Source organism: Acidovorax facilis (genome assembly GCF_050626955.1).
Taxonomy (GTDB): domain Bacteria; phylum Pseudomonadota; class Gammaproteobacteria; order Burkholderiales; family Burkholderiaceae_C; genus Acidovorax; species Acidovorax facilis.
This window is the reverse complement of the sequence record NZ_CP192460.1, coordinates 53,335-79,837: the sequence shown is the minus strand read 5'-3', so window position 1 is coordinate 79,837 and position 26,503 is coordinate 53,335. Positions and strand designations below refer to the sequence as shown.

Sequence of the window (26,503 nt, the reverse complement as noted above, 5' to 3'; positions counted from 1 at the left end):
ATCCCATTCAGGAACCCCCTGTGTCCTACGCCCCAGAAACCCGGCGCCGCCGTACCTTTGCCATCATTTCCCACCCCGACGCGGGTAAGACAACGCTGACGGAAAAGCTACTGCTGTTCTCGGGCGCGATCCAGATCGCCGGTGCCGTGAAGGGCCGCAAAGCCAGCCGCCACGCCACCTCCGACTGGATGGAAATCGAAAAGCAGCGCGGCATCTCGGTGGCCAGCTCGGTGATGCAGATGCTGTACCGCGAGCACGTGATCAACCTGCTCGACACGCCCGGCCACAAGGACTTCTCGGAAGACACCTACCGCGTGCTCACCGCCGTCGATTCGGCGCTGATGGTGATCGACGCGGCCAACGGTGTGGAAGCACAGACCCGCCGCCTGATCGAGGTCTGCCGCCAGCGCGATACGCCCATCATCACCTTCGTCAACAAGATGGACCGCGAAGTGCGCGACCCACTGGACATCATGGACGAGGTGGAGCGCGAGCTGGGCATGCCCTGCTGCCCCATGACCTGGCCCGTGGGCCAGGGCAAGAGCTTTGGCGGCATCATCAACCTGCGCACCAAGACCATGACGGTGTTCGAGTCCGGCAGCGAGCGCCGCCCACAGGACTTCGAGGCCATCCCCTTGTCGGACGAGGCGACTCTGCGCGCACGCTTTGGCGCCGAGTTCGACGCCGCGCTGGAGAGCATGGAACTGGCCGTGGGCGCATCGCCCGCGTGGGACCATGAAGCCTTCCTGGCTGGCAAGCTCACCCCCGTGTTCTTCGGCTCCGGCGTGAACAACTTCGGGGTGATGGAAGTGCTCGATGCCCTGGTGGACATGGCCCCTCCCCCCGGCCCGCGCGTGAGCACGCTTGAAGTGAACAAGCAACCCGTGGTGAAGACCATCCAGCCCGAAGACGAAGGCTTTGCCGGGGTGGTGTTCAAGGTGCAGGCCAACATGGATGCCAACCACCGCGACCGCATCGCCTTTGTGCGCGTGGCCTCGGGCAAATACACGCCGGGCATGAAGCTCAAGGTGCAGCGCACCTCCAAGGAGCTGCGCCCCACCAGCGTGGTGACCTTCATGTCGCAACGCCGCGAGGCCGTCGAAGAAGCCTACGCAGGCGACATCATTGGCTTTACCACCCACGGCGGCGTGCAGCTGGGCGACACCATCACCGATGGTGCCAACCTGCAGTTCACCGGCCTGCCCTTCTTCGCGCCCGAAATGTTCATGACCGTGGTGCTCAAGAACCCACTGCGCACCAAACAGCTCCAGCAGGGCCTGGCCCAGCTGGGCGAGGAAGGCGCGATCCAGGTCTTCAAGCCCGACGCAGGCGGCAACATGCTGCTGGGCGCCGTGGGCCAGCTGCAGTTTGAAGTGGTGCAGCACCGCCTCAAGGCCGAGTACGACGCCGACGTGCGCCTGGAAGGCTGCCAGTACACCGGCGCGCGCTGGATCACCGCCGACAACGCGGCCGACCTGCGCGCGTTCACCGACGCCTACCCGCTGCGGCTGGCGCACGACGCGGCCGACACGCTGGCCTACCTGTGCACCAGCCCGTATGACGTGCGCCTGGCGCAAGAGCGGTTTCCGAAGATCCATTTCCACCCGCTGCGCGAGCATGCGGGGTTGGCGCTGCAGGGCGCATAGCCCGCACAAGAGGGGGAAATTCTTGCGCAGTCAGCCGATCAATTTCTCCATGGCGCCGCTTTGCACCAGGACTGGCATCGGCTCCACCATTTCCGCACTGGCCCTGGTCGGTGCGGACTTGCTGCTGCTGAAGACTTTGACCAGAGGGCGTGATGTGCCTGGGAGTGTGGGCGGCAGAAGGCATCGAAGCGAACCGTGCAAAAACCGAGGATCGCGTGGAGCTACCGACAAGCCCAGGGTGGGCCCCTGGGCGCAAGAGGTGGTACCGCGCGAGACCGGTTTATCGCGCGTTGCAGCCGATGCGCCTTCTGCCGCCCACACTCCTAGCCACTACACGCCTGCAGCGCTCAACTTCCTGCGTCATTGGCAATGGATGCTCCAGCATTGAAAGCCGCGCGCCTCGCGCTGCGCACACACATCGACCGCCACCCCTTGATCGAGTGTCTCAGCGCCACACTGCTTCTGTCTCTGCTCACCCTGCTGGTGCATGGCGCATCACTCCAGGGATCTTGGCGCTGGGATGACGGCGCTCACCTGAGCTACGCCGCCCAATACACACCCTGGCAATATTTCTTGGAGCCCCACATTGCCCAAGGGCACTCCAGTGCCAATGTCGCTCCATGGAACCTGCTGTTCTACGACATCAACCTGAGCTTGTTCGGCATGGCCGCCGCGGGCCACTACGCGCACTTGCTGCTGCTCGTGGGGCTGGGAGCCGCGTTGTTCTATGCCGTGTTGCGAGAGTGGGTGGAGCCCCTGCCCGCACTGATCGGCGCCGTTGCGCTGTTGCTTGGCAAGCCCACTGCCCACATCGCGGCGGGACTGATGCATGGGCACTATGCGACCGGCTTCGTGTTCGCCATGCTGTCGATACTGGGGTGGAATCGGTATCTCAAAGGCGGGCGCGGATACTGGCTGGGGCTGTCGACCCTGGCCTACCTGCTGGCGACTACCTGCAAGGAAGTCTATGTACCCCTGGTCGTCCTCTTGCCCTTCCTGCCCGTGGGCACGCGGCAGCAACGGGTGCGTGCTCTGATACCGTTTGTGCTGATTGCACTGCTCTACATAGGGTGGCGCTACCTGCTACTTGGGCGCCTCGTGGGCGGCTACAGCCAAGGGGTTTTCGATGCCAGCGAGGCCCTGCGCCAGTTGCTCCGGGTTCCCAAATTGCTCCTCGGCTCCAAACCGCCCGGCAACATCCTTGCCGTTGTATTTCTCGGCCTTCTGTGCCTTGCGGCCGTGAAGCGCCGCCTCCATGCGCCTGTTTTCTTCATGTCCTTGGGCATCGTCCTGCTGCCGCTGATACCGCTGACGGCCTTTCCGGGAATTCACAGTCCGGACCGTTACCTGTTCGTGCCGTGGGTGGCGTTTTCAGCCTGCCTGGCGGTCGTCTGGCCGCGAGAGACGCGCCCGGTTTTTGCCCTTGTCGGAGGCGCAGCGCTTGTTGCGGCCCTGGCAGGTGTGCACGCGCAGGAGAAACAGGCGCTCAGGCCCAACCTGGCGTATTGGGACACGCTGTACCGCTTTGCCCTGTCGCTCGACAAAGAGCGGCAGGCCATATTCGTAGTCCCAGAGTTCGGAGGCACCGATGATGGATACAAACGCTCTGTACTGATCCGCGCCAGAAACACCGCCGACCTGTTTGCGCCAAAGCCGCAGCCAGGCGATTTGCACGTCGTGGACGAAAAGGGCCGTGGCCTGGAACAGGTCCCATTGGCCACCCTGCAGCTATTCGAGTTCCGTGGCGGGGACATGGTGCCCATGCCCCCCGAAAGGGTCGCCGAGAAACTCCCGAGCCTGGCGCGTGGGCAACCAGCCCAAAGTGTCCGTTAGAAGCAGCCATCTCTTCGTCCACAGAAAAAGGGGCAAGCCCGAGCGACAGCCTCCGCGACTTTCACCAACGCCCCCTCTTCGCCATCCCTATGCCTTCTCGTTCCCCCATGCTTCCGTTGAGTACCTGGAATCCTCCCGCCCGCCTCGTCGGCCTGCTCACTGACATCGACGACACGCTGACCACGGAGGGGGTTGTGCCTGCGTACGTGGTGCAGGCGATGGAGTCGCTCAAGGCCCGGGGACTGGCCGTGATCCCCATCACGGGTCGCCCCGTAGGCTGGAGCGAGCCCTTTGCGGCCGCCTGGCCTGTGGATGCCATCGTGGCCGAGAATGGTGCTGTGGCCCTGCAGCGCTCTCTGGACAAGCGCGATGCGCTGTTAAAACGATATCAACAGGATGCAGCCACGCGCTCAGCCCATTTCGCCCGCATGCAGCAAGTGCTGGCTGACATCGAAGCCAGGGTGCCCGGCGCCCGCCGCGCGACCGACTCGCCCGGACGCGAAACGGACATCGCCATCGACCACAGCGAGTTCACACACCTGCCCCAAGAGCGGATCGACCAATGCGTGGCGATCCTGCGCGCCGCAGGCATGAACGCCACCGTGAGCAGCATCCACATCAACGGCTGGTTCGGGGCGCACAACAAGCTGGAGGGCGCGCGCTGGATCGTGCGCGAGTTGCTGGGACGCGACCTCGACGCGGAGATCGACCGCTGGGTGTATGTGGGCGACTCGACCAACGACCAGCTCATGTTCGAGCACTTCCCCCACAGCGTGGGGGTGGCCAACATCGCGCGCTTTGTGCCACAACTGCAGCACCTGCCGCGTTATGTGACCGAGGGCGAGCGGGGCGCGGGGTTTGCCGAAGTGGCACGGGCGATCCTGGCGGGTCTGGATCGCAGCGGGAGCTGAGCCTGAAGCAGCCTTGGCCGAGAAATATGAATAAAAATACGGCCTAGCGCTTGATGGATATGCGCAAATAGCTATATTTTTAATAGCAAAACTTCACAAACCCACGCCCTTCTCAGGCCTTGAGGAAGATGTCCGTGTCCGGCGCAAAACACGCATGCAGCGGCAGCAGCGCCCCACCCAGCGCGCGGGCGTCCGAGCCCATGGTGCCCAGCTCCAGCCGGGGCGGCTGGTGCAGGCCTTCCCAGTTGTAGTCGGCCAGCGCGTGGCGGGCGCTCTCGCACAGGGCCTGCAGCAGCTCGGGGGCGGCGGCACCATCGACCACCACGGCGTCCAGATCCAAAAACGCGGTGGCCGAGACGATGCAGTGCGCCAAGCCCGCAGCCGCGCGTGCGATCCAGCCCCGGCTGTGTTCCAGCCACGGGGCCTGCAGCACGCGCTTGTCGTAGGCGGCCATGGGGTCGAGACCGTGTTCGCGAAAGCGCTGCTCCAGCTCCCACAGGGAGGCCTGGCTGATGAGCTGCGCGGGCGCCTGGCCCGGCTGGGCAGGTGACAGCGGCAGCGAGGCCACCGCACCTGCGTTGCCATGCAGACCGCGATGCAGGTGCGAATTGATGACCAGCCCGCCACCCACAAAGGTGTCCATGAACAGGTACAGAAAACTCGGGATGTCGCGCCCGCGCCCCTGCAGCAGCTCGGCCACGCAGGCGGCGGAGGTGTCCTTGGCAAAACTCACGGGCAGCTCGGTCATCTGCTGCACCTGCACGGCCAGGTCGATGTTGTTCCAGGCCTCGGACTGCGCCTCGGTCAGCCCCAGCATGCGGTGCCAGCCGCCGAGCTGGAACGGCGCGGCCACGCCCACCCCTACCACGCGCGAGCGCAGCGGGCCCAGGCCGTCGAGCAGCTGGTTCAGGTGCGTGCGGATCGCAGGCAACAGCACGTCGATGTCAGGGAAGGCGTAGTCGAGCACGATGCGCTCGCGCACATGGCCGGTGAAGTCCACCAGCAGCCAGTCGGCACTGCGGCGGCCGATCTTGATGCCGATGGCAAAGGCGCCGTCGGGGTTGAGACCAATGGGCACCGAAGGCTGGCCCACACGGCCGCGCACCGGGGCTTCGCGGCGCAGCAGCTGGTCTTCATCGAGCCGCGCAGTGATGAGCCCGATGGTCTGCGCCGTGAGGCCCGTGACCCGCGCCATCTCAGCCTTGGCCAGGCTGCCGTGTGTGCGCAGGGCCTGCAGCACCACGCGCTCGTTGAACTGGCGCAGCCCCACATGGTTGGAGCCACGCTGGCGCAGCAGCGCGGGGCTGGCGGCAGCGTTGTCAACGGCGGGTAGGGATGCGTCGGCGTCCAGCATGGTGATGAAACGATCAGGCGTTCAGAGTGTCGCCGATGACGCCCTTGCGCAGCAGGAAGTTGCCCCAGGGCTGCAGCTCTCCCGTCACAACGATGGCATAGGCCTTTTTGACGCGCTCGTAGAACGCAAAACGCTCCACGCCTTCGGCCTGCTCACTGGCCACGCCCTCGCGCGCCAGCACGTCCATGGTTTCGCGCTGCAGGGCTGAGCGGTAGGGCACCTCGGTACCGCCCACCTGCATGTAGGCCACGGGGTGCGGCACGTCCTGCGCCAGGGGCAGCACGCTGGCCACCGCTTGAACGGCACGTGCCATCCCAATGCCCGGCAGGCGCAGCACGGGCTTGCCCGCGCCCAGGCTCATGGCGGTGAAGTTTGCGTCGGCCAGCACGATGGCGTCGTCATGGCCCATTTCCGCCAGCACCTTGAGCAGGTCGGGGGTCAGCAGGGGGTCGATGTTTTTCAGCATGGTTCAGGCCAGGCATTCAGCGGGCAGGTCGGACGCAGCCATGGCACCCGTCATCACGGCCACGGTGTCGCTCATGCTGATCTTCTTGGGGTTGACCACGGCGGCGCGCTTGCCCAGGCGGGCGATGTGGATGCGGTCGGCAATCTCGAACACATGGGGCATGTTGTGGCTGATGAGGATGACGGGCAGGCCCTTGTCGCGCACGCGGCGGATGAGCTCCAGCACCATGTTGCCCTCCTTCACGCCGAGGGCGGCGGTGGGCTCGTCCATGATGACGACGTGGCGCGCAAACGCTGCCGCCCGCGCCACGGCCACGCACTGGCGCTGGCCGCCGGAGAGCGTTTCCACCGCCTGCGTCATGGAGCGGATGCCGACCTTCAGCTCGGCCATGCGGGCCACGCTTTCTTCGAGCATCTTCTTCTTGTCGAGCATGCGCAGTGCGCTGCCCAGCAGTCCGGGGCGGCGCAGTTCGCGCCCCAGGAACAAATTCTCGGCAATCGTCATGGCCGGGGCCACGGCCAGGTCTTGGTACACGGTTTCGATGCCCGCGCGGCGTGCGTCGATGGGGCTCTTGAACTGGATGCGCTGGCCGTCGAGCAGGATCTCGCCTTCGTCGGGCACGGTGGCGCCCGACAGCGCCTTGATGAGACTCGACTTGCCCGCGCCGTTGTCGCCGATCACGGCCAGGATTTCACCGGCGCGCAGTTCAAAGTCGGCACCATCCAACGCCGTGACCTGCCCATAGCGCTTGACCAGCCCCTTGGCCTGCATGACCAGCGGGGCGTTCGTGGTGTGTGGGGAGGTGGTCATGATCAACGCACTCCTTTGCGCGAGAGTTGGTCGGTGGCCACGGCCAGGATCACGAGGATGCCGGTGACCAAGATCTGGTAGACCGACGACACGCCCATGAGCGTGAGCCCGTTGCGGAACACGCCCACAATCAGCGCCCCCACCAGCGTGCCCAAAATCATGCCGCGCCCGCCAAACAGGCTGGTGCCGCCCAGCACCACGGCGCTGATGGCGTCCAGGTTTTCGGTTTGGCCCGCGTTCGGGTCGCCCGCGCCGGTGCGGGCCACCGACAGCACCGACGCGATGCCGTAGAACAGGCCCGCCAGCACATACACGCCCAGCAGCACCTTGTCGGTGGCAATACCGGTGAGGCGCGTGGCCTCGGGGCTGTTGCCCACGGCGTAGACATGGCGGCCCGGCGCGGTCTCGCGCAGCGCAAACCAGGTGACGAGGTACAGCGCCAGCATGAGCACCGCGCCCCAGACGATGGCGGTCTGCCCCAGCTGGAAGGTGTTGCCCAGTGCGGTCATGCCAGCCGGGATGTCGGTGATGGTCTGCGCGCCCGAGTACAGCTGCGTGGCGGCAAACGCGATGTTGAGCGTACCCAGCGTGACGATGAAGGGTGGCAGCTTGATCTTGGTGACCAGCAGGCCGTTGATCAGGCCGAACAGCATGGTCACCGCCATGCCGCAGGCAATCGCCACGGGGGCCGAGAGGCCGTAGTCCGCCGCCATCTTGGTCATCACAATGCCGCCCAGCGCCATGACCATGCCACACGACAAATCGATGCCTGCGGTGAGGATGACCAGCGTCTGGCCAATGGCGATGACCGCCACCACCATGACCTGCTGCAGGATGAGCGCGAAGTTCTGCGCCGACAGGAAACGCTCGCTCTGCGTGGCAAAAAAGGCGCACGCCAGGATCAGCGCGATGAACGGCCCCAGCGTGGCCAGCGGCGGTAGTTTGGAAGCGGTCGAGGACATGGCGGCTCCGTGCGGGTGGACAAAGGGGGCGCGCAGGCAGGCCCGTTGCGGCTTGCCTGGCGCCAATTCAGCAGAGGCGGCTTACTTGGCGCCCCAGCACAGGTCGGTTCCGGTCTTCACATCCTTGCTGTCCACGCCCGCCATGGACTTGGCAGCGATCAGCGTCACGCCGGTGTCGGTGTAGCCGCTGACCTTCTTGCCGGTCTTGGCGTATTCCACGCCTGCCGCCACGCCCATGGCGGCCATGCGCAGTGGGTACTGCTGGCTGGTGGCGGCGATCACACCCTTGCCCACGTCGGCAATGCCCGCACAGCCACCGTCCACCGAGACGACGAGCACGTTCTTCTCCTTGCCTGCGGCCTTGAGCGCGTTGTAGGCACCGGCGGCAGCGGGCTCGTTGATGGTGTAGACGATGTTGATGTCAGGGTTCTTCTGCAAGCAGTTTTCCATGCCGGTCTGGCCCTTGGCGCGGTCGCCAAAGCTGTCGGCCATGCAGACCACTTCGGCGGGGCGCGACAACTCATTGCTCTTGGCATCGTTGGCCTGCAGACCAAAGCCCTTCAGGAAGCCGTTGTGCCGCTGTGCTCCCACGGGGTGGCCGGGGAACAGGTCCAGCGTGGCAATCACAGGCTTCTTGCCTGCAGCGGCGGCCTTGGCGTACTGGCCGATCAGCTCGCCCGCCTTGTAGTTGTCGGTGGCAAACAGCGCGTCCGTCGCATCCATGGGCTCGGTGGGGCTGTCGAGCGCAATCACCATCACGCCGCGCGCCTGCGCCTTCTTGATCGCGGGCACGATGGCCTTGGCGTCGCTGGGGGTGATGAGGATGGTCTTGGCACCTGCGGCGATCAGGTTCTCCATGGCCGTGACCTGGCCCGCGTTGTCGCCATCGGTCTTGCCTGCGGCCGACACCAGCTTGGCACCCAGCTTCTTGGCCTCGGCCGTGGCGCCCTCTTTCATCTTCACGAAGAAGGGGTTGGTCTCGGTCTTGGTGATGAGGCCGATGACGGGCTCGGATGTCTGCGCCTGGGCCAGGCCACAGGCCAGGGCGCCGGTGAGGGCAAGGGCAGAAAGCGCGAAGGCGGGGGTGCGTTGCATGGTGTTGTCTCCGGGTTTTGGGATGGCAGATTCCTGTCGGCCCCGTGCTGCGCGGCTGGCAGGTGAACCACTCTTGTCGGGTGGATGGGATCGAACTATAGTTGCCGACGAGTTAATAAATCAAGTGGATTTACTTATGGTTTTCCCTATCCAGTCCGCCGACTCCAGCCCCGCCCACACCGCACCGCCGCTGCGGGTGGCCACGGCGGGCGAGGCCTTGTTTGACCTGATCGAAGAGCCCGATGGCCGCCTCAAGCCCTGCGCGGGCGGCGCGGTCTACAACCTCACGCGTGCGCTGGGCCTGCAGGGCGTGGGCACGCTCTACCTCAACCCGCTGTCGGGCGACCTGCTGGGCCGCCAACTGGCCCACGGCTTGCAGGAGGCGGGCGTGGCCCTGGCCGCCCCAGCGCCGGTGCGTGCGCCCAGTGCGCTGGCACTGGCCGCACTGGATACCGAGGGCAAGGCCAGCTACAGCTTCTACCGCGATGGGGTGGCCGACCGCCAGGTGACGGCCGATGCGCTCATTGCCGCGTGCGCCGCCCAGCCCCACCTGCAGGTGGTGGCCACGGGCTGCCTGGCGCTGGTGGCGCAGGACGCAGCCATCTACCAGCCCTGGCTGGCAGCGCAGCGCGCAGCAGGCCACATGGTGGTGGTGGATGCCAACCTGCGCCTGTCGGCCGTGGACGATGCCGACGCCTACCGCGCCAACGTGATGGCCGCCCTGCAGCACTCCCACCTCATCAAGGTGAGCGACGATGACCTGGAGGCGCTGGCTGTTCCGGGCGCCAACGCATTGGAACGCGCCCACTATTTGCAGCAGCAAACACAGGCGCAATGGCTCGCCCTGACCCTGGGGCCGGAAGGTGCCTGGCTGCTGCAACGCGACGGCCTGGCCGTGCATGCGCGCGAAGAAGTACCGATCACGGTGGTGGACACCGTGGGTGCGGGTGACTGTTTTCTGGCGGGGTTGATCACCGCCTGGCTGGCAGGGCCTGAGCGTGGGGAGGAAGCGCGGGCCCGTGGTGCGGAGGGCTTGACGGCTCCGGTCACCGAAGCCCGGTTGCGCGCCATGCTGCTCCACGCGCTGGCCAGTGCCGGCCACTGCGTGGAGCGCGCGGGCTGCACGCCGCCGCGTTACGAGGAAGTGCGCGAAAGGCTGGCGTTGCGGCGCTGAGCGACCGCAGCGGGCCGATAGCCCTTACTCAGCCGGCTTGGCTGCCGGTTTACGAGCTTGGCTGCGAGGACGGGCAGCGGGTGCCATGGGGAGTGTGGCGCCTTCTGCCTCGGCGGCGGAGGCCTCGGGAGCGGCAGTAGAGGACTCGGCACTTACCTCCCTCCCTCCAGCACGCGCGCTGCGCGCACGGGGCGTGGCGGCCTTGCGGGGGCTAGCGCCGGGCTTTGCGCCGTCTCCACTGCGCGCGCGGCTGCGGCGAGGGGTGACGGCTTCGGGGCCATCGTCCTCGGTGGATGCACCGCCTTCCGGCGTGTCCGCACCCTCTTCCACTTCGGAGCGCATTTCTTGCAGCGTGGTGGAGTCGATCACCGGCTCTGGCGGCGCAGCCTCGGGGGCAACGGACTGGCTGAAGTAGCGGCTGGCCGGACGCTCTGCAGGGGTATCAGCCTGTTCGGCCTCAAGGTGTTCGTGGCGCTGCGGGGAGCGCGTGTCTGCCCGGTCCGGGCCCTCACCGCGACGCCCTCGGCTGCGGCCCGATGGGCCCTGCTCTTCGCCGCCGTCCGAACGCAGGTCAGGCGCCGTCGCCACCGCATGGAAGTCGTGCCGCGTGGCGCCGCCCTGGCTGGCTCGCTCACCGGCTCCTTCAGGCCGCGCGGGCGCGGCGGCGGCGCTCGGCCCACCATGGCTGCGGTACACATACGCGCCCGATTTTTCATCGCGCCCAAACTCCAGCAGCCCGCGCGCCTGCGCTTCCTCCAGCAGGTTGCCAAAGGTGCGGAAGCCATACCGGCCTTCGCTGAAATCGGGCTTGCGGCGCTTGATGGCCTCCTTGAGCACCGAGGCCCAGATCTTGCCGGTGTCGCCGCGCTCGGACAGCAGGGCTTCAAACGTCTCGGCCGCCAGCTCCACGCCCTGGGTCCGGCGCGCGTCCTGGCTTTCCTTGCGGCTGCGCTCCTCCTCGGGGCTGCGGCGGGGCGCGGGCGGTGGGTTGCTGCCTGGGGCCTGGCGGCGGGCCTGCGCACGCTGGTTCTCGCGGACCAGGTCGTCGTAAAAGATGAACTCGTCGCAGTTGGCGATGAGCAGGTCCGACGTGGACTGCTTCACGCCCACACCGATCACCTGCTTGTTGTTCTCGCGCAGCTTGGACACCAGCGGCGAGAAGTCCGAGTCGCCGCTGATGATGACGAAGGTGTTGACGTGCGACTTGGTGTAGCAGAGGTCCAGCGCGTCCACCACCAGGCGGATGTCGGCCGAATTTTTGCCGGACTGGCGCACATGGGGGATTTCGATCAGCTCGAAATTCGCCTCGTGCATGGTGGCCTTGAAGCCCTTGTAGCGCTCCCAGTCGCAATAGGCCTTCTTGACCACGATGGAGCCCTTGAGCAGCAGGCGCTCCAGGATGGGCTTGATGTCGAACTTTTCGTACTGCGCATCGCGCACGCCCAGGGCGACGTTTTCAAAGTCGCAGAACAGGGCCATGCTGATGCTGTCGGAGGGGGATGCCATATCGTGTGTGAGTTCCGTTCAATGCTGCGGATCATCACACGGAACGCATTGCGCCCTCCGAAGGGATGGCCTCAGGTGGGTTTGGCCAAGCCCAGTTTCTCTACCAGCGCCTTCTCGCGCGTGAACGTGTCCTGCGCAAACTTCTTGTACGCCGCCGTGCTCATGTACATCGGCACCATGTCATAGCGCGCCAGGGCCGTGCGATAGCTCTCCTGCTCCATGGCCTGCTTGAAGGCATCGTGCAGGCGCTTGACCACCGCATCGGGTGTGCCCTTGGGTGCGCCGATGCCAAAGGGCGAGTTCTGCACCAGGTTCAGGCCCAGCTCCTTGAGCGTGGGCGCGTCGGGGAACTTGGCCAAGCGCTCGGCGCCCCAGGTGTTGAGCACGCGCAGCTTGCCCGCTTCCACCTGCGGCGCAAAGCCGGTGGAGTCGGCCGCCGCCATGATCTGCCCGCCCAGGATGGATTGCATCAGGTCGGCACTCCCCTTGTAGGGCACGTGCAGCAGCTCCAGGCCCAGCTGCTGGGCGATGAGTTCCATCGTCAGGTGCGGGCTGGTCATGGTGCCTGTGGAGCCATAGCTGAGCTTGCCAGGGTTGGCCTTGGCCCAGGCCACGAAGTGCGTCCAGGTCTTGAGGGGCGAGTCGGCGGGCACCACCAGGCCAAACGCGTAGCCGGTGACGTTGAGCACGTAGCTGATGTCTTTGACCGGGTCCCAGTTGATCTTGGTGGTGTAAGGGAGGCGGAACACGCCCAGCGGAATCTGCGCGACGGTGTAACCGTCAGCAGGCGAGGTCTGCAGCGCCTGGGCAGGCAAGGTGCCGCCCGCGCCGGGCTTGTTTTCGACAATCACGGTCTGCCCGAGGATCTTGCTGGCGTTGTCAGCCAACGCGCGCATGGTGATGTCGGTGGGGCCGCCGGCCGGGAAGGCGATGATCAGCTTGATGGGTTTGTTGGGAAAGCTCTGGGCCTGCGCCAGGAACGCAGGGGCGGCGAGGCTGGCGGCTCCCCATTGGATGATCTGGCGACGTTGCATGGCGAAGCTCCTCAAAACGAAAGACAAAAGATTCGCTCATTGGACTGCAGCCCCTCGCGCGGGGCATGCAGGAAACCCCCTAGCCTCTGTCACCAAGGCGGCAGCGCGGCTGGGGCAGGATGGTTCCCGCAACGCGCCGGTAGCGCGCAACACCGCAGGCGTTTGTCACACTTTGTACGTGGACAGCAGCAGGCTGGTTTCCGTGTTGGCAATGCCCGGCGTGAGGCGGATGCGGCCCAGCGCCGCATCGAATGCCTCCAGGCTTTCGGCGCGCACCTCGGCCACGATGTCCCAGCGGCCGTTGGTGGTGTGCAGGGTGCCCACCGTGGGCTCACCGCGCAGCGCATGGATGACAGCGGGCGCCGCATTGCCCTCGACCGCGATGCTCATCCACGCACGGATGCGCTGGGGCTCCGAATCGGGCCGCAGCCGCACGGTATAGCCGACGATGACACCGCCCTCCTCCATCTTGTGCAAGCGGTTCTGAACGGTGCCGCGCGATACACGCAGCTTCTGCGCCAGCGTGGCCACGGGGGTGCGCGCGTCGGCGCGCAGGATGCTGAGGATTTCGCGGTCGGTGTCGTCCAGTTTGGTCATGGCAGGCTCTATAGCTGGCAGTTCGGCAATTTTCTGTGCATTGTGGCCCTGCAAGCTGGCACGGGCATTTCTTCCGCCCGGCGCAACGCGGACGACTTCTCACGCTGAATCTGGATCAGGAAGGCCGGCAGCGCCCGTCTAGAAAGCATCAAACGCTATCAAACTCATAGCACCTGCATCACAACGAATCCGTGGGATGCGGGGCCTGCGCATCCAGCCGCGCATCGCAACCCACGCCCGATGCAATCCAGCGCCGGGCCAGCGCAGACAGTGCGCGCACAGCCCAGGGATGGGACAGGCCGGTGACACCACCGGGGTCGGCCACCATGCCACACCAATAGCGCTGGTCGGCATCGCTCCAGCGCAGGGCCGTGCAGGCCCCCTTGCGGCGCCGTGACACCAGCATCCCCAGCGGGCAGGGCTCCGCCAGGCAGCACAGCCCACAGCCGTTGCAGGGTGCGCCTTCTGCGGGCTTGGCGGGTGCTGCGGGATGCAACCACACCACGGTGGGGTGAGCAGGCAGTTGTTCGGGCATGGGGGTGCAAAGGGAACATGCGCGAGCGGCAAATGCCCCCGCGCTCCACGGTGCATTGTGCGGCCCTATTACCGCCGCGCGACTGGCTGCACGACCGCAGGCCCCAACAAAAAAGCCCCCGCTGCGATCACAGCGGGGGCCAAACCGGTCGAAGGGACCGGGGAGGGAGACAAGTAAAGAGGGAATGAAACTGCCGCCGGATCAGCAGCCCAACGGCCGGTTCGGGCGCATGGGCACGATGCCGGTGACGCGCAAGGTGGCGTTCGAGCCATCCGTGGCTGTCAGCGTTTTTCCGCTGAAGCGCACCTGGTCGCTCTCGCGTACCACCGCCGTGTCAGTCGGCTCGCCGCTGGCGTATTCCTTGCCATCAAAGGTCAGGAAGACCTGGTGCAGGCCCGTCGCATCGGGGCGATAACGGATGTCGCCAAAGGCGGTGGCCGAAGAACCCACCTTGTTGGCCCCGTCAAAGCGGAAAGCACACAATTCGGGCACCGAGCCGATGGGGTTTTCCTTGTCCACGCCGGTGAGGTTCAACGTGCCGTTGCCGTACACACCGTTAAGACCGTCCACCGTAGCGCTGGTCACGGTCAGCACACCGGGTTCGTTGCTGGGTGTTGGGTCATCGTCATTGCCGCCGCCGCAGGCGACCAGCAGCACAGAAGCAGCCGCAAGGGCAGTACAGGTCTTGAGGAAATGAAAAGCGTTCATGGTGATGGGCGTCCGTAGATGTGGATGGAAGGTGGGGAGCCGATCCCCTGCAACCCATCGTAGGAAGCCCACCCCGCGCAGCGCGTGCGCCATGTTCCGCGTTGTGCGTAGGACATGTGCCGACAGGGGTGTGCGCCAAACCAATGGCTGGCATGGCGCCACCCTGCCCCTGCCGCCCGCACCGCTCACGTATCTCAGCGCGCCAGCACCGCCGCCAGCGCCTTTCCAGTATGTGTGCCCGCCGCCACCACATCCTCGGGCGTAGCGGCTGCCACGATGCGCCCGCCTGCGTTGCCACCTTCAGGGCCCAGGTCCAGGATCCAGTCAGCCTCGGCGATCACATCCAGGTCGTGCTCGATCACGATCACGCTGTGGCCGCCATCGACCAGGCGGTGCAGCACGCGGATGAGCTTGTCCACATCAGCCATGTGCAGGCCCACGGTGGGCTCGTCCAGCACATACAGCGTGTGCGGCGCCTTCTGGCCTCGGCGGCCCACCTCGTCGCGCACCTTGGTGAGTTCGGTGACGAGCTTGATGCGCTGCGCCTCGCCACCGCTCAAGGTCGGCGACGGTTGGCCCAGCGTGAGGTAGCCCAGGCCCACGTCCTGCAAGAGCTGCAGCGGGTGCGCAATGCTGGGCATGGTGGCGAAGAAGCCCACGGCCTCGTCCACTTCCATCTGCAGCACATCGCCAATGCTCTTGCCGCGCCAGGTCACGGCCAGCGTTTCGGGGTTGAAGCGCGCGCCGTGGCAGGTTTCGCAGGGCACCTTCACATCGGGCAAGAAGCTCATCTCGATGGTGCGCACACCTGCACCTTCACAGCTGGGGCAGCGGCCTTCGCCGGTGTTGAAGCTGAAGCGCCCGGCGGCATAGCCGCGTGCCTTGGCCTCCAGCGTCTCGGCAAACAGCTTGCGGATGGTGTCCCAGAAGCCGATGTAGGTAGCTGGACATGAACGCGGCGTCTTGCCGATGGGTGTCTGGTCTACTTCGAGCACGCGGTCGATGCTCTCAAAGCCCGACAGGCCGGTGCAACCGACCAGTGGCGGCGCCTTGCCCGCGTCCATGGCATCGCGCCCGGCCTTGGTACTGCGCTGCTGCACCCAGGCCTGCACATTGGCCAGCAGCACATCGCGCGCCAGGGTGGACTTGCCCGATCCGCTCACGCCCGTCACTGCCACCAGGCGGTGCAGTGGCACGGTGGCCGTCACGTTCTGCAAGTTGTGCAACTGCGCGCCATGCACGGTGAGCCAGCGCATGGCAGCGCGCTCCTTGGCTTCATTGAGGGCGTCAGCGGCCAGCGATGCCGCCTGCGCCGCACGCTTCTTGACGGCCGCACTCTGCCGACCGGTAGGCGCCGCAGCTTCGGCACGGGCAAAGGCGGCCGTGGCCTCGGCACTGACCTTGCTGGCCGACATGCTGCGGCGCAGCTGCAGCGGATGCTTCATGGCGTGCAGCAGGTAACGGCCGGTTTGCGAATCTTCGGCGCCCGTGATGTCGGACACGCTGCCCTGCGCCACCAGGCGCCCGCCGCGTTTGCCCGCGCTGGGGCCAATGTCGATGATGTGGTCGGCGCGGCGGATGGTGTCTTCGTCGTGCTCCACCACCACCAGCGTGTTGCCCTTGTCACCCAGCTTGTGCAGGGCGTTGAGCAGGATCTGGTTGTCGCGCGCATGCAGGCCAATGGTGGGCTCGTCGAGCACGTAGCAAACCCCCTGCAGGTTGCTGCCCAGCTGCGCGGCCAGGCGGATGCGCTGCGCCTCGCCACCGCTGAGCGTGGGCGCGCCCCGGTCGAGCGTGAGGTAGCCCAGGCCCACTTCTTCGAGGAATTCGAGGCGGCTCTGGATCTCGGGCACCAGATCGCGGGCGATGTCGCCTTCACGCTGGGTCATGCCGCCTTCGATGCGCAGGGTCTCGATCCATCGGCGCACATCGGTGACTGACAAAGCTGCGATGTCGGTAATGCCCACTCCCGCAAACTTCACCGCGCGGGCCGTGGCGTTCAGACGCGTGCCGTGGCATGTGGGGCAAGCGGTGTCCTGCAAATCTTCCACCTCGGGCTCGGCAAAGGTCTGCTCGCGGCCCTTTTCCTTGTCGTCTTGTACCGAGTCGTCGAACACCTTGCGCTGGTCTTTGGTGAGCTTGACGCCGGTGCCCACGCAGTCGGGGCACCAGCCATGCTTGCTGTTGTACGAGAACAGGCGCGGGTCCAGCTCGGCATAGCTGGTGGCGCACACCGGGCAGGCACGCTTGGTCGAAAAGGCTTGCAGATGGCCAATACCGGCCGTGGGCAAGCCGCCCTCCATGGCCGCAGCCAGCGTGTCGATGCTGCTCAGCACATGCACCACGCCCTTGCCGTGCGTGAGCGCGTCGGCCAGCGCCTTGCGGAGCTGGGCTTCGTTCTCGGGCGACACATCCAGGCTGGCAACAGGCAGCTCAATAGTGTGCTCCTTGAAGCGGTCAATGCGCGGGAAGTTGGTGGTGGGCAGGAAGTTGCCATCCACGCGCAGATGCGTAAAGCCGCGCGGGCGCGCCCAGTCGGCCAGCTCGGTATAGACGCCCTTGCGGTTCATCACCAGCGGCGCGAGCAGTCCGATGTGCTGGCCACGGAACTGCGTGAGCAACTGCGCGGCGATGCTCTCGGGCGTTTGCGGCTGCACGGCTGCGCCGTCTTTGGTGCAGTGCTGGGTGCCCAGCTTGACGTACAGCAGGCGCAGAAAGTGCCACACCTCGGTGGTGGTGCCCACGGTGGACTTGCGACCGCCGCGCGAGAGGCGCTGCTCGATGGCGACAGTGGGCGGGATGCCGTACACGGCATCCACCTCGGGCCGACCGGCTGGCTGCACGATGCTGCGGGCATAGGCGTTGAGCGATTCGAGGTAACGCCGCTGGCCTTCGTTGAACAGGATGTCAAACGCGAGCGTGGACTTGCCCGAGCCGCTCACGCCCGTCACCACGTTGAACTTGCCACGCGGAATGTCCACGCTCAGGTTCTTGAGGTTGTGCTCCTTGGCGTTGACGATTTGTATAGCGTTTTTGGCCGCTGGCGCTTGATCCATATGCGCGAGGCGCTCTGATTTTCGTAGCGCCGCAGCCTTTTCGTGCACCGAGTGGCCGCCCACGCCCAGCGCCAGTTCGTAGTCGCGCAGCGCCTGGCCTGTGTGCGAGGTGGCGTGAGCACGCACGTCCTCGGGCGTGCCCTCGGCCACGATGAGGCCGCCCGCGTAGCCGCCTTCGGGGCCCAGGTCGATGAGCCAGTCGCTGGCGCGGATCACGTCCAGGTTGTGCTCGATGACAATGAGCGAGTGCCCCGCATCGATGAGCTTGCGCAGCGCGCGCATCAACTTGGCAATGTCGTCAAAGTGCAGGCCCGTGGTGGGCTCGTCAAACAAGAACAGCGTGCCTTTGCGGGCGACGGACTGGCGCGATTTGGATGCGCTGCGCGCAGCCTCCGCCAGAAAGCCTGCAAGCTTGAGGCGCTGCGCCTCGCCGCCTGACAAGGTCGGCACGGGCTGGCCCAACGCCACGTATTCGAGCCCTACATCCACGATGGGCTGCAGCGCGCGGATCACATCACGGTCATTGGCAAACAGGTCGGCCGCCTCGGCCACCGTGAGAGCCAGCACATCGGCCACATTCAACGTCCGACCACCACGCTCGATGGTGATCTCCAGGATCTCGGGCCGGTAGCGCTTGCCATCGCAGTCCGGGCAGCGCAGGTATACGTCGCTCAGGAACTGCATCTCCACATGCTCAAAGCCCGAGCCGCCGCAGGTCGGGCAGCGCCCATCGCCGCTGTTGAAGCTGAACTTGCTGGCCGTGTAGCTGCGCTGCTTCGACAGCGGCGCCACGGCAAACAGTTCGCGGATGCTGTCCCACGCGCCCACGTAGCTCACGGGGTTGGATCGGGCGGTTTTTCCGATGGGGGATTGATCGACAAACACAACATCCGACAGATGGTCGGCGCCCAGCATGCGGTCGTGCGCGCCCGGCGTGTCGGTGGCCTTGCCAAAGTGGCGCAGCAGCGCGGGGGCCAGGACGTCCTGGATCAGGCTGGACTTGCCCGAGCCACTGACGCCGGTCACGGTGACCAGGCGCTGCAGCGGGAACTCCACCGTCACATCCTGCAGGTTGTGCTCGCGCGCGCCTTCGAGGATGAGGCGCGGCGTGGATTCGGTGACCATGCGCTTGAAGCCAAAACCCACGTGCTTGCGCCCACCCAGGTAGGCGCCGGTCAGCGTGTCGGCGTTGCGCAAATCGGCCGTGGTGCCGTCAAACACGATCTGCCCGCCCAGGCGGCCGGGGCCAGGGCCCATGTCGATCATGCGGTCGGCCGCCAGCATCACGGCCGGGTCGTGCTCCACCACCACCAGCGTGTTGCCCGCGTCGCGCAGGCGCAGCATGGCCTCGGTGATGCGGTGCATGTCGCGCGGGTGCAGGCCGATGCTGGGCTCGTCCAGCACGAACAGCGTGTTGACCAGGCTGGTACCCAGCGCCGTGGTGAGGTTGATGCGCTGCACCTCGCCGCCACTCAGTGTGCGGCTTTGCCGGTCGAGCGTGAGGTAGCCAATGCCCACGTCGCACAGGTACCTCAGGCGGGTCGTGATTTCTTCGTGCAGCAGCTTGAGCGCTTGCGCGTCGCCGCCCTTGGCGTCGTCGCCCACCGGTAGCTGCATGCGATCAAAGAACTGGCGCAGTCGATCAACGGGCAGCAGCATCAGATCGTGCAGGCACAGGCCGGGCAAGGCCTCCAGTTGCTCGCGCGACCATTGCACGCCTTCGGGCATGAAGCGTTTGCCAGGCTCCAGCACCGCATCGGCATCCTCCTTGCGGCCGATGCGCCAGAGCAGGCTTTCGGTCTTGAGCCGCGCACCCGCGCAGGTGGGGCATGGCGTGTAGCTGCGGTACTTGGACAAGAGCACGCGGATGTGCATCTTGTAGGCCTTGCTCTCCAGGTACTCAAAAAAGCGCTTGATGCCGTACCACTGCTTGCTCCATTGCCCGTCCTTGTAGCCGGGGGCGCCGCCGATCACCCACTTTTTCTGGTCGTCGGTCAGCTTGTACCAGGGCGTGTCGCGCGGGATGCCGGCTGTTTCGGCATGGCGCATGAGGTCGTCCTGCGCTTCTTTCCACGCGGGGGTCTGGATGGTCTTGATGGCGCCCGCGCGCAGCGTGAGCTTGTCGTTGGGGATGACCAGGCCGTAGTCCACGCCGATTACCCGGCCAAAGCCCCGGCAGCTGTCGCACGCGCCCACGGCGGAGTTGAACGAGAAGGCCGACGGGATAGGGTCGCTGTAGCGCAGGTCGCTGTCGGGGCAGTGCAGGCCGGTGGAGAAGCGCCAGAGTTCTGGTTCGCTCTCGTCCAAGAGCCGATAGACATTCAAGCGCCCCGTGCCGCGTTTGAGCGCGACCTCGATGGCCTCGATCACCCGCACCTTCTCGGCATTGCCCAGACGGAACCGGTCTGCCACCACATCCAGCACCTTGCGCGGGCCGGTGGGCGTGGCCACCTCGCGCTCGGCCTGCACCTTGGTGAAGCCACTGGCGGACAGCCACTGCTCCACCTGCTCCGCGCTGGTGTTGGCAGGCAACTCGACCGGGAAAGTCAACACGATGCGGGGGTCACTGGCGGCAGCGCAGCGCGCGGCCAACTCCGCGTAGATGGTCTCGGGCGTGTCATGCCGCACCGGCTGCGCGGTCTGCTTGTCGAACAACTGGCCCGCACGGGCGAACAGCAGCTTCAGGTGGTCGTTCAGCTCCGTCATCGTGCCCACGGTGGAGCGGCTGGAGCGCACGGGGTTGGTCTGGTCGATAGCGATGGCCGGCGGCACGCCCTCGACCTTGTCCACGGCAGGCTTGTCCATGCGGTCGAGGAACTGGCGGGCGTAGGCGCTGAAGGTCTCCACGTAGCGGCGCTGGCCCTCGGCATAGAGCGTGTCAAACACCAGGCTGGATTTGCCCGAGCCGCTGGGCCCCGTGACCACCGTGAGTTCGCCGGTGCGGATGTCCAGATCCAGGTTCTTGAGGTTGTGCTGGCGTGCGCCGCGGATACGGATCAGTCCCTGGGTCATGGAGGCAGTCTTTTTCGAGGGTGAGGCGGAACATTCTAGGCACCGCAGTGGCGCCCGTCCGGCCTTGCCGCAATACCCTTTGATTGCGGGTCTGCTGACAGGTGCTGTCACAACATCGGGTTATGCCGGTTCGCAAACAGGGAACATTTGTCTAGAGTAGCCAGTCAATCCAAGGAGACGACCATGTACAAATGGACACAATGGGGAGCCGCAGTCGCTCTGGCCGCCGCGCTGTGCGGCGCGAGCAATGCCCAGATCCTGATCGGGCAAACCGCCGGCTTCTCCGGACAGGTGGCGGCAGGCGTGAAGGAAACCACCGACGGCGCCTTGCTCTATATCGATGCGGTCAACGCCAAGGGCGGCGTCAACGGCCAGAAGATCGAACTGACCTCGCTGGACGACAAGTTCGACCCCAAGCTGGCCGCAGAAAACGCGCGCAAGCTGATCGAAGAAAACAATGTGTCAGCGCTGTTCCTCACACGCGGCACGCCCCACACCGAGGCCATCGTTCCCCTGCTGGAAAAGCACGGCGTGGCACTGGTCGGCCCTTCCACGGGCGCCATGGTGCTGCACCAGCCCGTGCGCAAATACGTCTTCAACGTGCGCGCCACCTACCAGCGCGAGGCAGAAAAGGCCATGACCCACCTGGCCTCCATGGGCATTACCCGCATTGCCGTGGTGTATGCCGACGACAGCTTTGGCGCCGATGGCGTGGCGGGGGCACAAAAAGGCCTGGCGGCGGCCAAGCTCACACCCGTGGTGCTGGAGAAGTTTGACCGTGCCAAGCCTGATTTCGCCCCAGTTGCGGCCAAGGTGGCCAAGGCAGACACCCAGGCCGTGCTGATGATCGCCTCCGGCTCTGCCGTGGTCGATGGCAGCAATGCGCTGCGCGCCGCAGGCTCTGCCGCACAGATCGTGACGCTGTCCAACAATGCCTCGGGCGGCTTCATCAAGAGCCTGGGCAACAACGCGCGCGGCGTGATCGTGACCCAGGTGTACCCCAATGAGCGCGCGGTGACCTACGCCATGGTCAAGGAAGCCCAGGAGCTGGCCCGGGCCAAGGGTTTGCAGGAGATCAGCCCCGCCATGCTCGAAGGTTTTGCAGCCGCCAAGGTCCTGGTGGAAGGGCTCAAGCGCGCCGGCCCCAAACCCAGCCGCGACAAGATCCACGCGGCCCTGGAAGGCATCAAGAAATTCGACTTGGGCGGACTGGAGGTGAGCTACGGGCCAGACGACCACACGGGCCTGGACTTTGCCGACCTCTCCATCATCGGTACGGACGGCAGGTTCCGTCGCTAAGAGCCTGTTTACGATCTCGCAGGGGATCGCAAACAGGCTCTAGGAGCCATCTCCCGGATGGCCATAGGTTGCGCAGGCCCGGCTCCGTCCGGGCCTACGTATTTCTACAGTTTATTTGTCACCGTTTGTATCTATATTGACGCCTCCAACAAACAGGCATCTTGGGACAAACATGAGATTGACACACTGGCTTCGCGGGGGCGCTACCCTGGCCGCCATCTTCGCAATGGTGGGCGCAGCCCACGGACAGATTCTCATTGGACAGACGGTGGGCATCACGGGTTCGGCAGCGGCCACGGTGGCCGAATCCATGCAGGGCGCGGCGCTCTACATTGAACACATCAACGCCCGGGGCGGTATCGCGGGGCAGAAGGTGGAGGTCATATCCCTGGACGACAAATTCGACCCCAAGCTGACCCTGGAAAACACCCGCATCCTGATTGAGGAAAAAGGCGTGATCGGGCTGTTCATGACACGGGGCACGCCCCACACCCAGGGCATCATGCCGCTGCTGGAGCAGCACGGCGTGCCGCTGGTCGGCCCCTCCACCGGCGCCATGGTGCTCCACCAGCCGGTACACAGGTTCATCTTCAACGTGCGCGCGCCCTACCAGCGCGAGGTGGAAAAGGCCATCACCCACCTCAACACCCTGGGCATCAAGCGCATTGGCGTGGTGCATGTGGACGACACCTTTGGCGCAGATGGCCTGGCAGGTGCACAGCTGGGCTTCAAGGCCAACCAGCTGGAAGCCCTCTTTGTCGAGAAATTTGACCGTGCCAAGCCCGACTACAGCGCGATTGCACCGCGTGTGGCGCAAAAGCAGCCCCAGGCCGTGGTCTTCATCGGCACGGGCGCGGCGGTGGTCGACGGCATCAAGGCGCTGCGCGCTGCAGGGGTCACGGGGCAGATCGTGACACTGTCCAACAATGCCTCGGGCGGCTTTGTCAAACTGCTGGGCGACCAGGCCCGGGGGGTTGTGGTCACGCAGGTCTTTCCCTCCGAGCGGTCGGTGAACTACCCGGTGGTCAAGGAAGCCATGGAGCTGGCCCGCGCCAAGAACATTTCCGATCTCACGCCCGCGATGGTGGAGGGCTTCGTCAGCGCCAAGGTGCTGCTGGAAGGTATCAAACGCGCGGGCCCCAAGCCGGACCGCGCCAAACTGCACGCAGGCCTGGAGAGCATCAAGAAGTGGGACCTGGGTGGCGTGGAGCTGAGCTACAGCCCCACGGACCACAGCGGTCTGGTGTTCGCCGACCTTTCCATCATCGGGAGTGACGGGCGCTTCAAGCGATGACACCCTAAGAAACTGAGGCGCCGTGCGGGCTCTTGCCCTGCGCCGCGCCAGGAGCGGTAGGGGCGTGGAGTGTGCGGCCCGCCGTGACGGCCCCGCACAAAACAAAAGCCTGCGGCCTTTCGGCTGCAGGCTTTTTTGATGGGCTCGGGATGGAGCCCGGCGGCTTACTGCGCGCTGGCCGCAGATGCAGGTGCCGACGCAGGCGCCGCTGCGGGTGCACTGGCAGCGGGTTCGGGCGCATGCACGGCATCTGCGCCGTGTTTTTCACCACCCATGTCGGCCTTGTCGCCCGCCGTGATGATCACGTACATCGACAACGCAGCAAACAAGACGAAGCCAACAACAATCTTCCACATATCAATATCTCCTGGGATGGGTTTGTTCAATCAAGGGGCCTGGCTAGGGATGCTGTGCACGATTCGTCGCGCCGTATGCATCTGCGGGCTCGGGCGGTCTGCCGCGTTGCAAAACCTCGCAATAGCTGCGGCTATTGCTGCGTTTTGCGCCTTGCAGTCCATCCCGATCCGCAGCGCACGCTTACCGCTCGAATCATGCACAGCATCCCCAGGGTTATGGGTTGTACTGGTGCGCGGACAAGCCCCTTGATGGAACACAGGGCCCGACCCTTGCGGGGCGGGCCCTGTTCACCGGTCAGAACCGATCAGTCGTTGGCGTAGATGTCCACGTCCTTGGTTTCCTTGATGAACAAGCCACCGATCACCACCGTGGCACCGGCAATGATGATGGGGTACCACAGGCCGTTGTACATGTTGCCGGTCTGGGCCACGATGGCGAACGCCGTAGTGGGCAGCAGACCGCCGAACCAGCCGTTACCGATGTGGTACGGCAGGGACATCGACGTGTAGCGGATGCGGGTGGGGAACATTTCGACCAGCATGGCGGCAATAGGGCCGTACACCATGGTCACTAGCAGCACCAGGTAGGTCAGGATCACGGTGACCATGACCTTGTCGATGCGGGCAGGATCTGCCTTGGTGGGGTAGCCCGCAGCCTTCAGTGCATCGGCCACAGCCTTCTTGAACTCGCCATCTTTCTTCTTTGCTTCGTCAGCGGGCAGGCCCTTGCTGGTGTACGAGGCGATGACTGTCTCACCGATCTTGATCGTGGCGGGCGTACCAGCGGCAGCGACGGCGTTGTCATAGCTCACCGAAGCGCCAGCCAGCACCTGCTTGGCGATGTCGCACGAGCTGGTGAACTTGGAAGTGCCGGTGGGGTTGAACTGGAACGAGCATTCCTTGGGGTCTGCCGTCACGATCACCTGGTTCTTGGCCTGGGCTTCAGCCAGGGCGGGGTTGGCCGCCTTGGTCAGTGCGCCGAACACAGGGAAGTACGTCAGCGCGGCCAGCAGACAGCCTGCCAGGATGATGGGCTTGCGGCCAATCTTGTCCGACAGCGAACCGAACACGATGAAGAACGGCGTGCCGATCAGCAGCGACACAGCCACAAAGATGTTGGCGGTGGCGCCATCGACCTTCAGGGCTTGTGTCAGGAAGAACAGCGCATAGAACTGGCCCGAGTACCACACCACGGCCTGGCCGGCGGTCAAGCCTACCAGTGCCAGGATCACGATCTTCAGGTTCTTCCACTGGCCGAAAGACTCGGTCAATGGGGCCTTGGAGGTCTTGCCCTCGGCCTTCATCTTCTGGAAGGCAGGCGATTCATTCATCGACAGACGGATCCAGACCGAGATGGCCAGCAGCAGGATCGACACGATGAATGGAACACGCCAGCCCCAGTCCGCAAAGGCTTCTTCGCCCAGCATGGTACGGGTGCCCAGAATCACCATCAGCGACAGAAACAGACCCAGCGTGGCCGTGGTCTGGATCCAGGCGGTGTAGGCGCCGCGTTTGCCGTGCGGAGCATGCTCGGCCACATAGGTGGCTGCGCCGCCGTACTCACCACCCAGCGCCAGGCCTTGCAGCAGGCGCAGGATGATCAGGATGACGGGGGCCGCCACACCGATGGAGGCATAGGTCGGCAAGATACCCACGATGAAGGTGGACAGACCCATGATCAGGATGGTGACCAGGAACGTGTACTTGCGACCGATCATGTCGCCCAGGCGACCGAAGAAAATCGCGCCGAACGGGCGGACGATGAAGCCCGCTGCGAAGGCCAGCAGCGCGAAGATGAACGCCGATCCGGCATCCAGCCCGCTGAAGAACTGCTTGGCGATGATGGCTGCGAGCGAGCCGTACAGGTAAAAGTCGTACCACTCGAAAACGGTGCCGAGCGACGATGCGAAGATGACCTTGCGCTCTTCGGGCGACATCGGCCGCGGTGCGGGATGGATGGTTGCCATGGTGTCTATGTCTCCTGGTGATTTTTAAGACCGCACAGTGGCGGGCAAGGTCATTCTTCGGGAAGGCACTGACTCTGCTCTGACGCCAAACCAACAGAGGCTTGCGTTAAACTGAACCGATACTTACAAAGTGCCTGCCGTCCTTATGAGCGGGCTTTCAAGCGCACTGGAGCGACTGGACCTTGGGCAGGGAAAACCCCGATCAGGGCATGTGCGCCCATGCAGTCCACCGGACTCCGTGCACACCAAGCGCCTGAGCGTGCGCTGCCAGCCCGCTTGTGGAGACAACCGTCAACTTTTGCAGGGGCCCCATGCACGCGCACACCGTCCTAAAAAAGACAGATCAAGGGATCGAGGCGATCAAGCACCGCGACCGGGCACTCCCTCCCCGTGAACGCACCACCCTGATCCTGGTGGACGGCAGCAAACGGCTGCAGGACCTGGCCCAGGCCTGTGGCAGCCTCGATGAGGCCTTGCGCATTGGCCAGGCGCTGGTCGACCTGGGGCTGGCATCGGTGGTTTCCGGGGCTGTGGCGCCGCCCTCGCCCACGCACGCCACAACGGGCAACACCCCGGCCACCGCGGCCCCACCGGTTCAGGATCTGCGCACCAGCGCCCGGCGCGCCACCAAGGTCCTTGAAGACCTGCTGGGCCCGGCATGCGAGCCTCTGGCGCTGCAGCTCGAAAAATGCAAATCGGTGGCCGAATTGGAGGCCAAGATCCAGGAGTTGCGCCCCGTGGTGGCCTCCATGCGCTCAGAGAAAAAGGCCGAGGAATTCGTGGCCGCTGCGCTGGGCCGCTGAACCCCAACAACACGCAAAGACCAGCCCATAAAAAAACCCCGCCACGGCCTGGCGGGGTTTTTATGAACTCTCAGGGCGCCCGCAG

Annotated in this window: 20 protein-coding genes; 7 read left to right on the top strand and 13 right to left on the bottom strand. The window is 65.3% G+C overall.

The features are described from left to right. Nucleotides 1-20 precede the first annotated feature (20 nt). The 3 genes from ACQ4MJ_RS00355 (at nt 21) to ACQ4MJ_RS00345 (ending at nt 4,390) form a co-directional block, all read left to right on the top strand. The gene (locus ACQ4MJ_RS00355; protein WP_055393087.1) at nt 21-1,646 is read left to right on the top strand and encodes a peptide chain release factor 3; all 1,626 of its coding nucleotides are present in this window, start codon (nt 21-23) and stop codon (nt 1,644-1,646) included. Between the two features lie 663 nt (nt 1,647-2,309). Next, nucleotides 2,310-3,479 (top strand): hypothetical protein, encoded by a 1,170-nt coding sequence (locus ACQ4MJ_RS00350; RefSeq protein WP_431173686.1) that lies wholly within the window; start codon nt 2,310-2,312, stop codon nt 3,477-3,479. Nucleotides 3,480-3,586: 107 nt separating this feature from the next. After that, entirely contained in the window at nt 3,587-4,390 is an 804-nt protein-coding gene (locus ACQ4MJ_RS00345) for an HAD-IIB family hydrolase (protein ID WP_431153134.1), read from the top strand. A 112-nt stretch (nt 4,391-4,502) separates the two neighbouring features. Here the strand turns inward: ACQ4MJ_RS00345 and ACQ4MJ_RS00340 are convergent, their stop codons facing one another. The 5 genes from ACQ4MJ_RS00340 to ACQ4MJ_RS00320 all read right to left on the bottom strand — a co-directional run bounded on the left by ACQ4MJ_RS00340 (nt 4,503) and on the right by ACQ4MJ_RS00320 (nt 9,077). Next, complete coding sequence (locus tag ACQ4MJ_RS00340; protein WP_431150795.1) at nt 4,503-5,744, bottom strand: ROK family transcriptional regulator; 1,242 nt, start codon at nt 5,742-5,744, stop codon at nt 4,503-4,505. A gap of 13 nt (nt 5,745-5,757) precedes the next feature. Beyond that, nucleotides 5,758-6,210, bottom strand: coding sequence for an RbsD/FucU family protein (locus ACQ4MJ_RS00335; protein ID WP_057270393.1), 453 nt, complete (start codon nt 6,208-6,210; stop codon nt 5,758-5,760). A 3-nt stretch (nt 6,211-6,213) separates the two neighbouring features. Continuing rightward, complete coding sequence (locus ACQ4MJ_RS00330) at nt 6,214-7,020, bottom strand: ATP-binding cassette domain-containing protein (protein ID WP_055393072.1); 807 nt, start codon at nt 7,018-7,020, stop codon at nt 6,214-6,216. A gap of 2 nt (nt 7,021-7,022) precedes the next feature. Beyond that, the gene (locus ACQ4MJ_RS00325) at nt 7,023-7,982 is read right to left on the bottom strand and encodes an ABC transporter permease (protein WP_057270395.1); all 960 of its coding nucleotides are present in this window, start codon (nt 7,980-7,982) and stop codon (nt 7,023-7,025) included. A gap of 81 nt (nt 7,983-8,063) precedes the next feature. After that, nucleotides 8,064-9,077 (bottom strand): sugar ABC transporter substrate-binding protein, encoded by a 1,014-nt coding sequence (locus ACQ4MJ_RS00320; RefSeq protein ID WP_431150796.1) that lies wholly within the window; start codon nt 9,075-9,077, stop codon nt 8,064-8,066. Between the two features lie 136 nt (nt 9,078-9,213). On the opposite strand from ACQ4MJ_RS00320, the gene ACQ4MJ_RS00315 reads away from it, so the two are divergent. Next, nucleotides 9,214-10,251, top strand: a complete 1,038-nt coding sequence (locus tag ACQ4MJ_RS00315) for a PfkB family carbohydrate kinase (protein WP_431150798.1) — start codon at nt 9,214-9,216, stop codon at nt 10,249-10,251. A gap of 24 nt (nt 10,252-10,275) precedes the next feature. Here the strand turns inward: ACQ4MJ_RS00315 and ACQ4MJ_RS00310 are convergent, their stop codons facing one another. From ACQ4MJ_RS00310 to uvrA, 6 genes are all read right to left on the bottom strand, one after another. Next, nucleotides 10,276-11,757 carry an NYN domain-containing protein gene (locus ACQ4MJ_RS00310; protein WP_431150799.1) on the bottom strand — a complete coding sequence of 494 codons (1,482 nt, stop codon included), beginning with the start codon at nt 11,755-11,757 and terminating at the stop codon, nt 10,276-10,278. A 71-nt stretch (nt 11,758-11,828) separates the two neighbouring features. Then, a complete protein-coding gene (locus ACQ4MJ_RS00305) occupies nt 11,829-12,791 on the bottom strand; it encodes a Bug family tripartite tricarboxylate transporter substrate binding protein (protein ID WP_055393058.1) in 963 nt (320 codons plus the stop codon). Between the two features lie 165 nt (nt 12,792-12,956). Then, nucleotides 12,957-13,388, bottom strand: coding sequence for an Lrp/AsnC family transcriptional regulator (locus tag ACQ4MJ_RS00300; RefSeq protein WP_055393104.1), 432 nt, complete (start codon nt 13,386-13,388; stop codon nt 12,957-12,959). Between the two features lie 178 nt (nt 13,389-13,566). After that, nucleotides 13,567-13,923, bottom strand: a complete 357-nt coding sequence (locus ACQ4MJ_RS00295) for a hypothetical protein (protein WP_121421235.1) — start codon at nt 13,921-13,923, stop codon at nt 13,567-13,569. 201 nt (nt 13,924-14,124) lie between these two features. Further along, a complete protein-coding gene (locus tag ACQ4MJ_RS00290) occupies nt 14,125-14,631 on the bottom strand; it encodes a hypothetical protein (RefSeq protein ID WP_055393055.1) in 507 nt (168 codons plus the stop codon). A gap of 194 nt (nt 14,632-14,825) precedes the next feature. Beyond that, nucleotides 14,826-20,699 (bottom strand): excinuclease ABC subunit UvrA, encoded by a 5,874-nt coding sequence (gene uvrA / locus ACQ4MJ_RS00285; RefSeq protein WP_431150802.1) that lies wholly within the window; start codon nt 20,697-20,699, stop codon nt 14,826-14,828. A 183-nt stretch (nt 20,700-20,882) separates the two neighbouring features. On the opposite strand from uvrA, the gene ACQ4MJ_RS00280 reads away from it, so the two are divergent. After that, the gene (locus ACQ4MJ_RS00280) at nt 20,883-21,998 is read left to right on the top strand and encodes an ABC transporter substrate-binding protein (protein WP_431150803.1); all 1,116 of its coding nucleotides are present in this window, start codon (nt 20,883-20,885) and stop codon (nt 21,996-21,998) included. Between the two features lie 172 nt (nt 21,999-22,170). Then, nucleotides 22,171-23,292 (top strand): ABC transporter substrate-binding protein, encoded by a 1,122-nt coding sequence (locus tag ACQ4MJ_RS00275; RefSeq protein WP_431150805.1) that lies wholly within the window; start codon nt 22,171-22,173, stop codon nt 23,290-23,292. Between the two features lie 164 nt (nt 23,293-23,456). On the opposite strand, the gene ACQ4MJ_RS00270 is transcribed toward ACQ4MJ_RS00275, so the two are convergent. Together ACQ4MJ_RS00270 and ACQ4MJ_RS00265 are read right to left on the bottom strand one after the other, a co-directional pair. Further along, on the bottom strand, nt 23,457-23,648 hold the full coding sequence (locus tag ACQ4MJ_RS00270) for a hypothetical protein (RefSeq protein ID WP_055393051.1): 192 nt from the start codon (nt 23,646-23,648) through the stop codon (nt 23,457-23,459). A gap of 305 nt (nt 23,649-23,953) precedes the next feature. After that, entirely contained in the window at nt 23,954-25,615 is a 1,662-nt protein-coding gene (locus ACQ4MJ_RS00265; RefSeq protein ID WP_431150806.1) for an MFS transporter, read from the bottom strand. 311 nt (nt 25,616-25,926) lie between these two features. On the opposite strand from ACQ4MJ_RS00265, the gene ACQ4MJ_RS00260 reads away from it, so the two are divergent. Beyond that, on the top strand, nt 25,927-26,418 hold the full coding sequence (locus ACQ4MJ_RS00260) for a hypothetical protein (protein WP_431150807.1): 492 nt from the start codon (nt 25,927-25,929) through the stop codon (nt 26,416-26,418). Nucleotides 26,419-26,503: the final 85 nt, after the last annotated feature.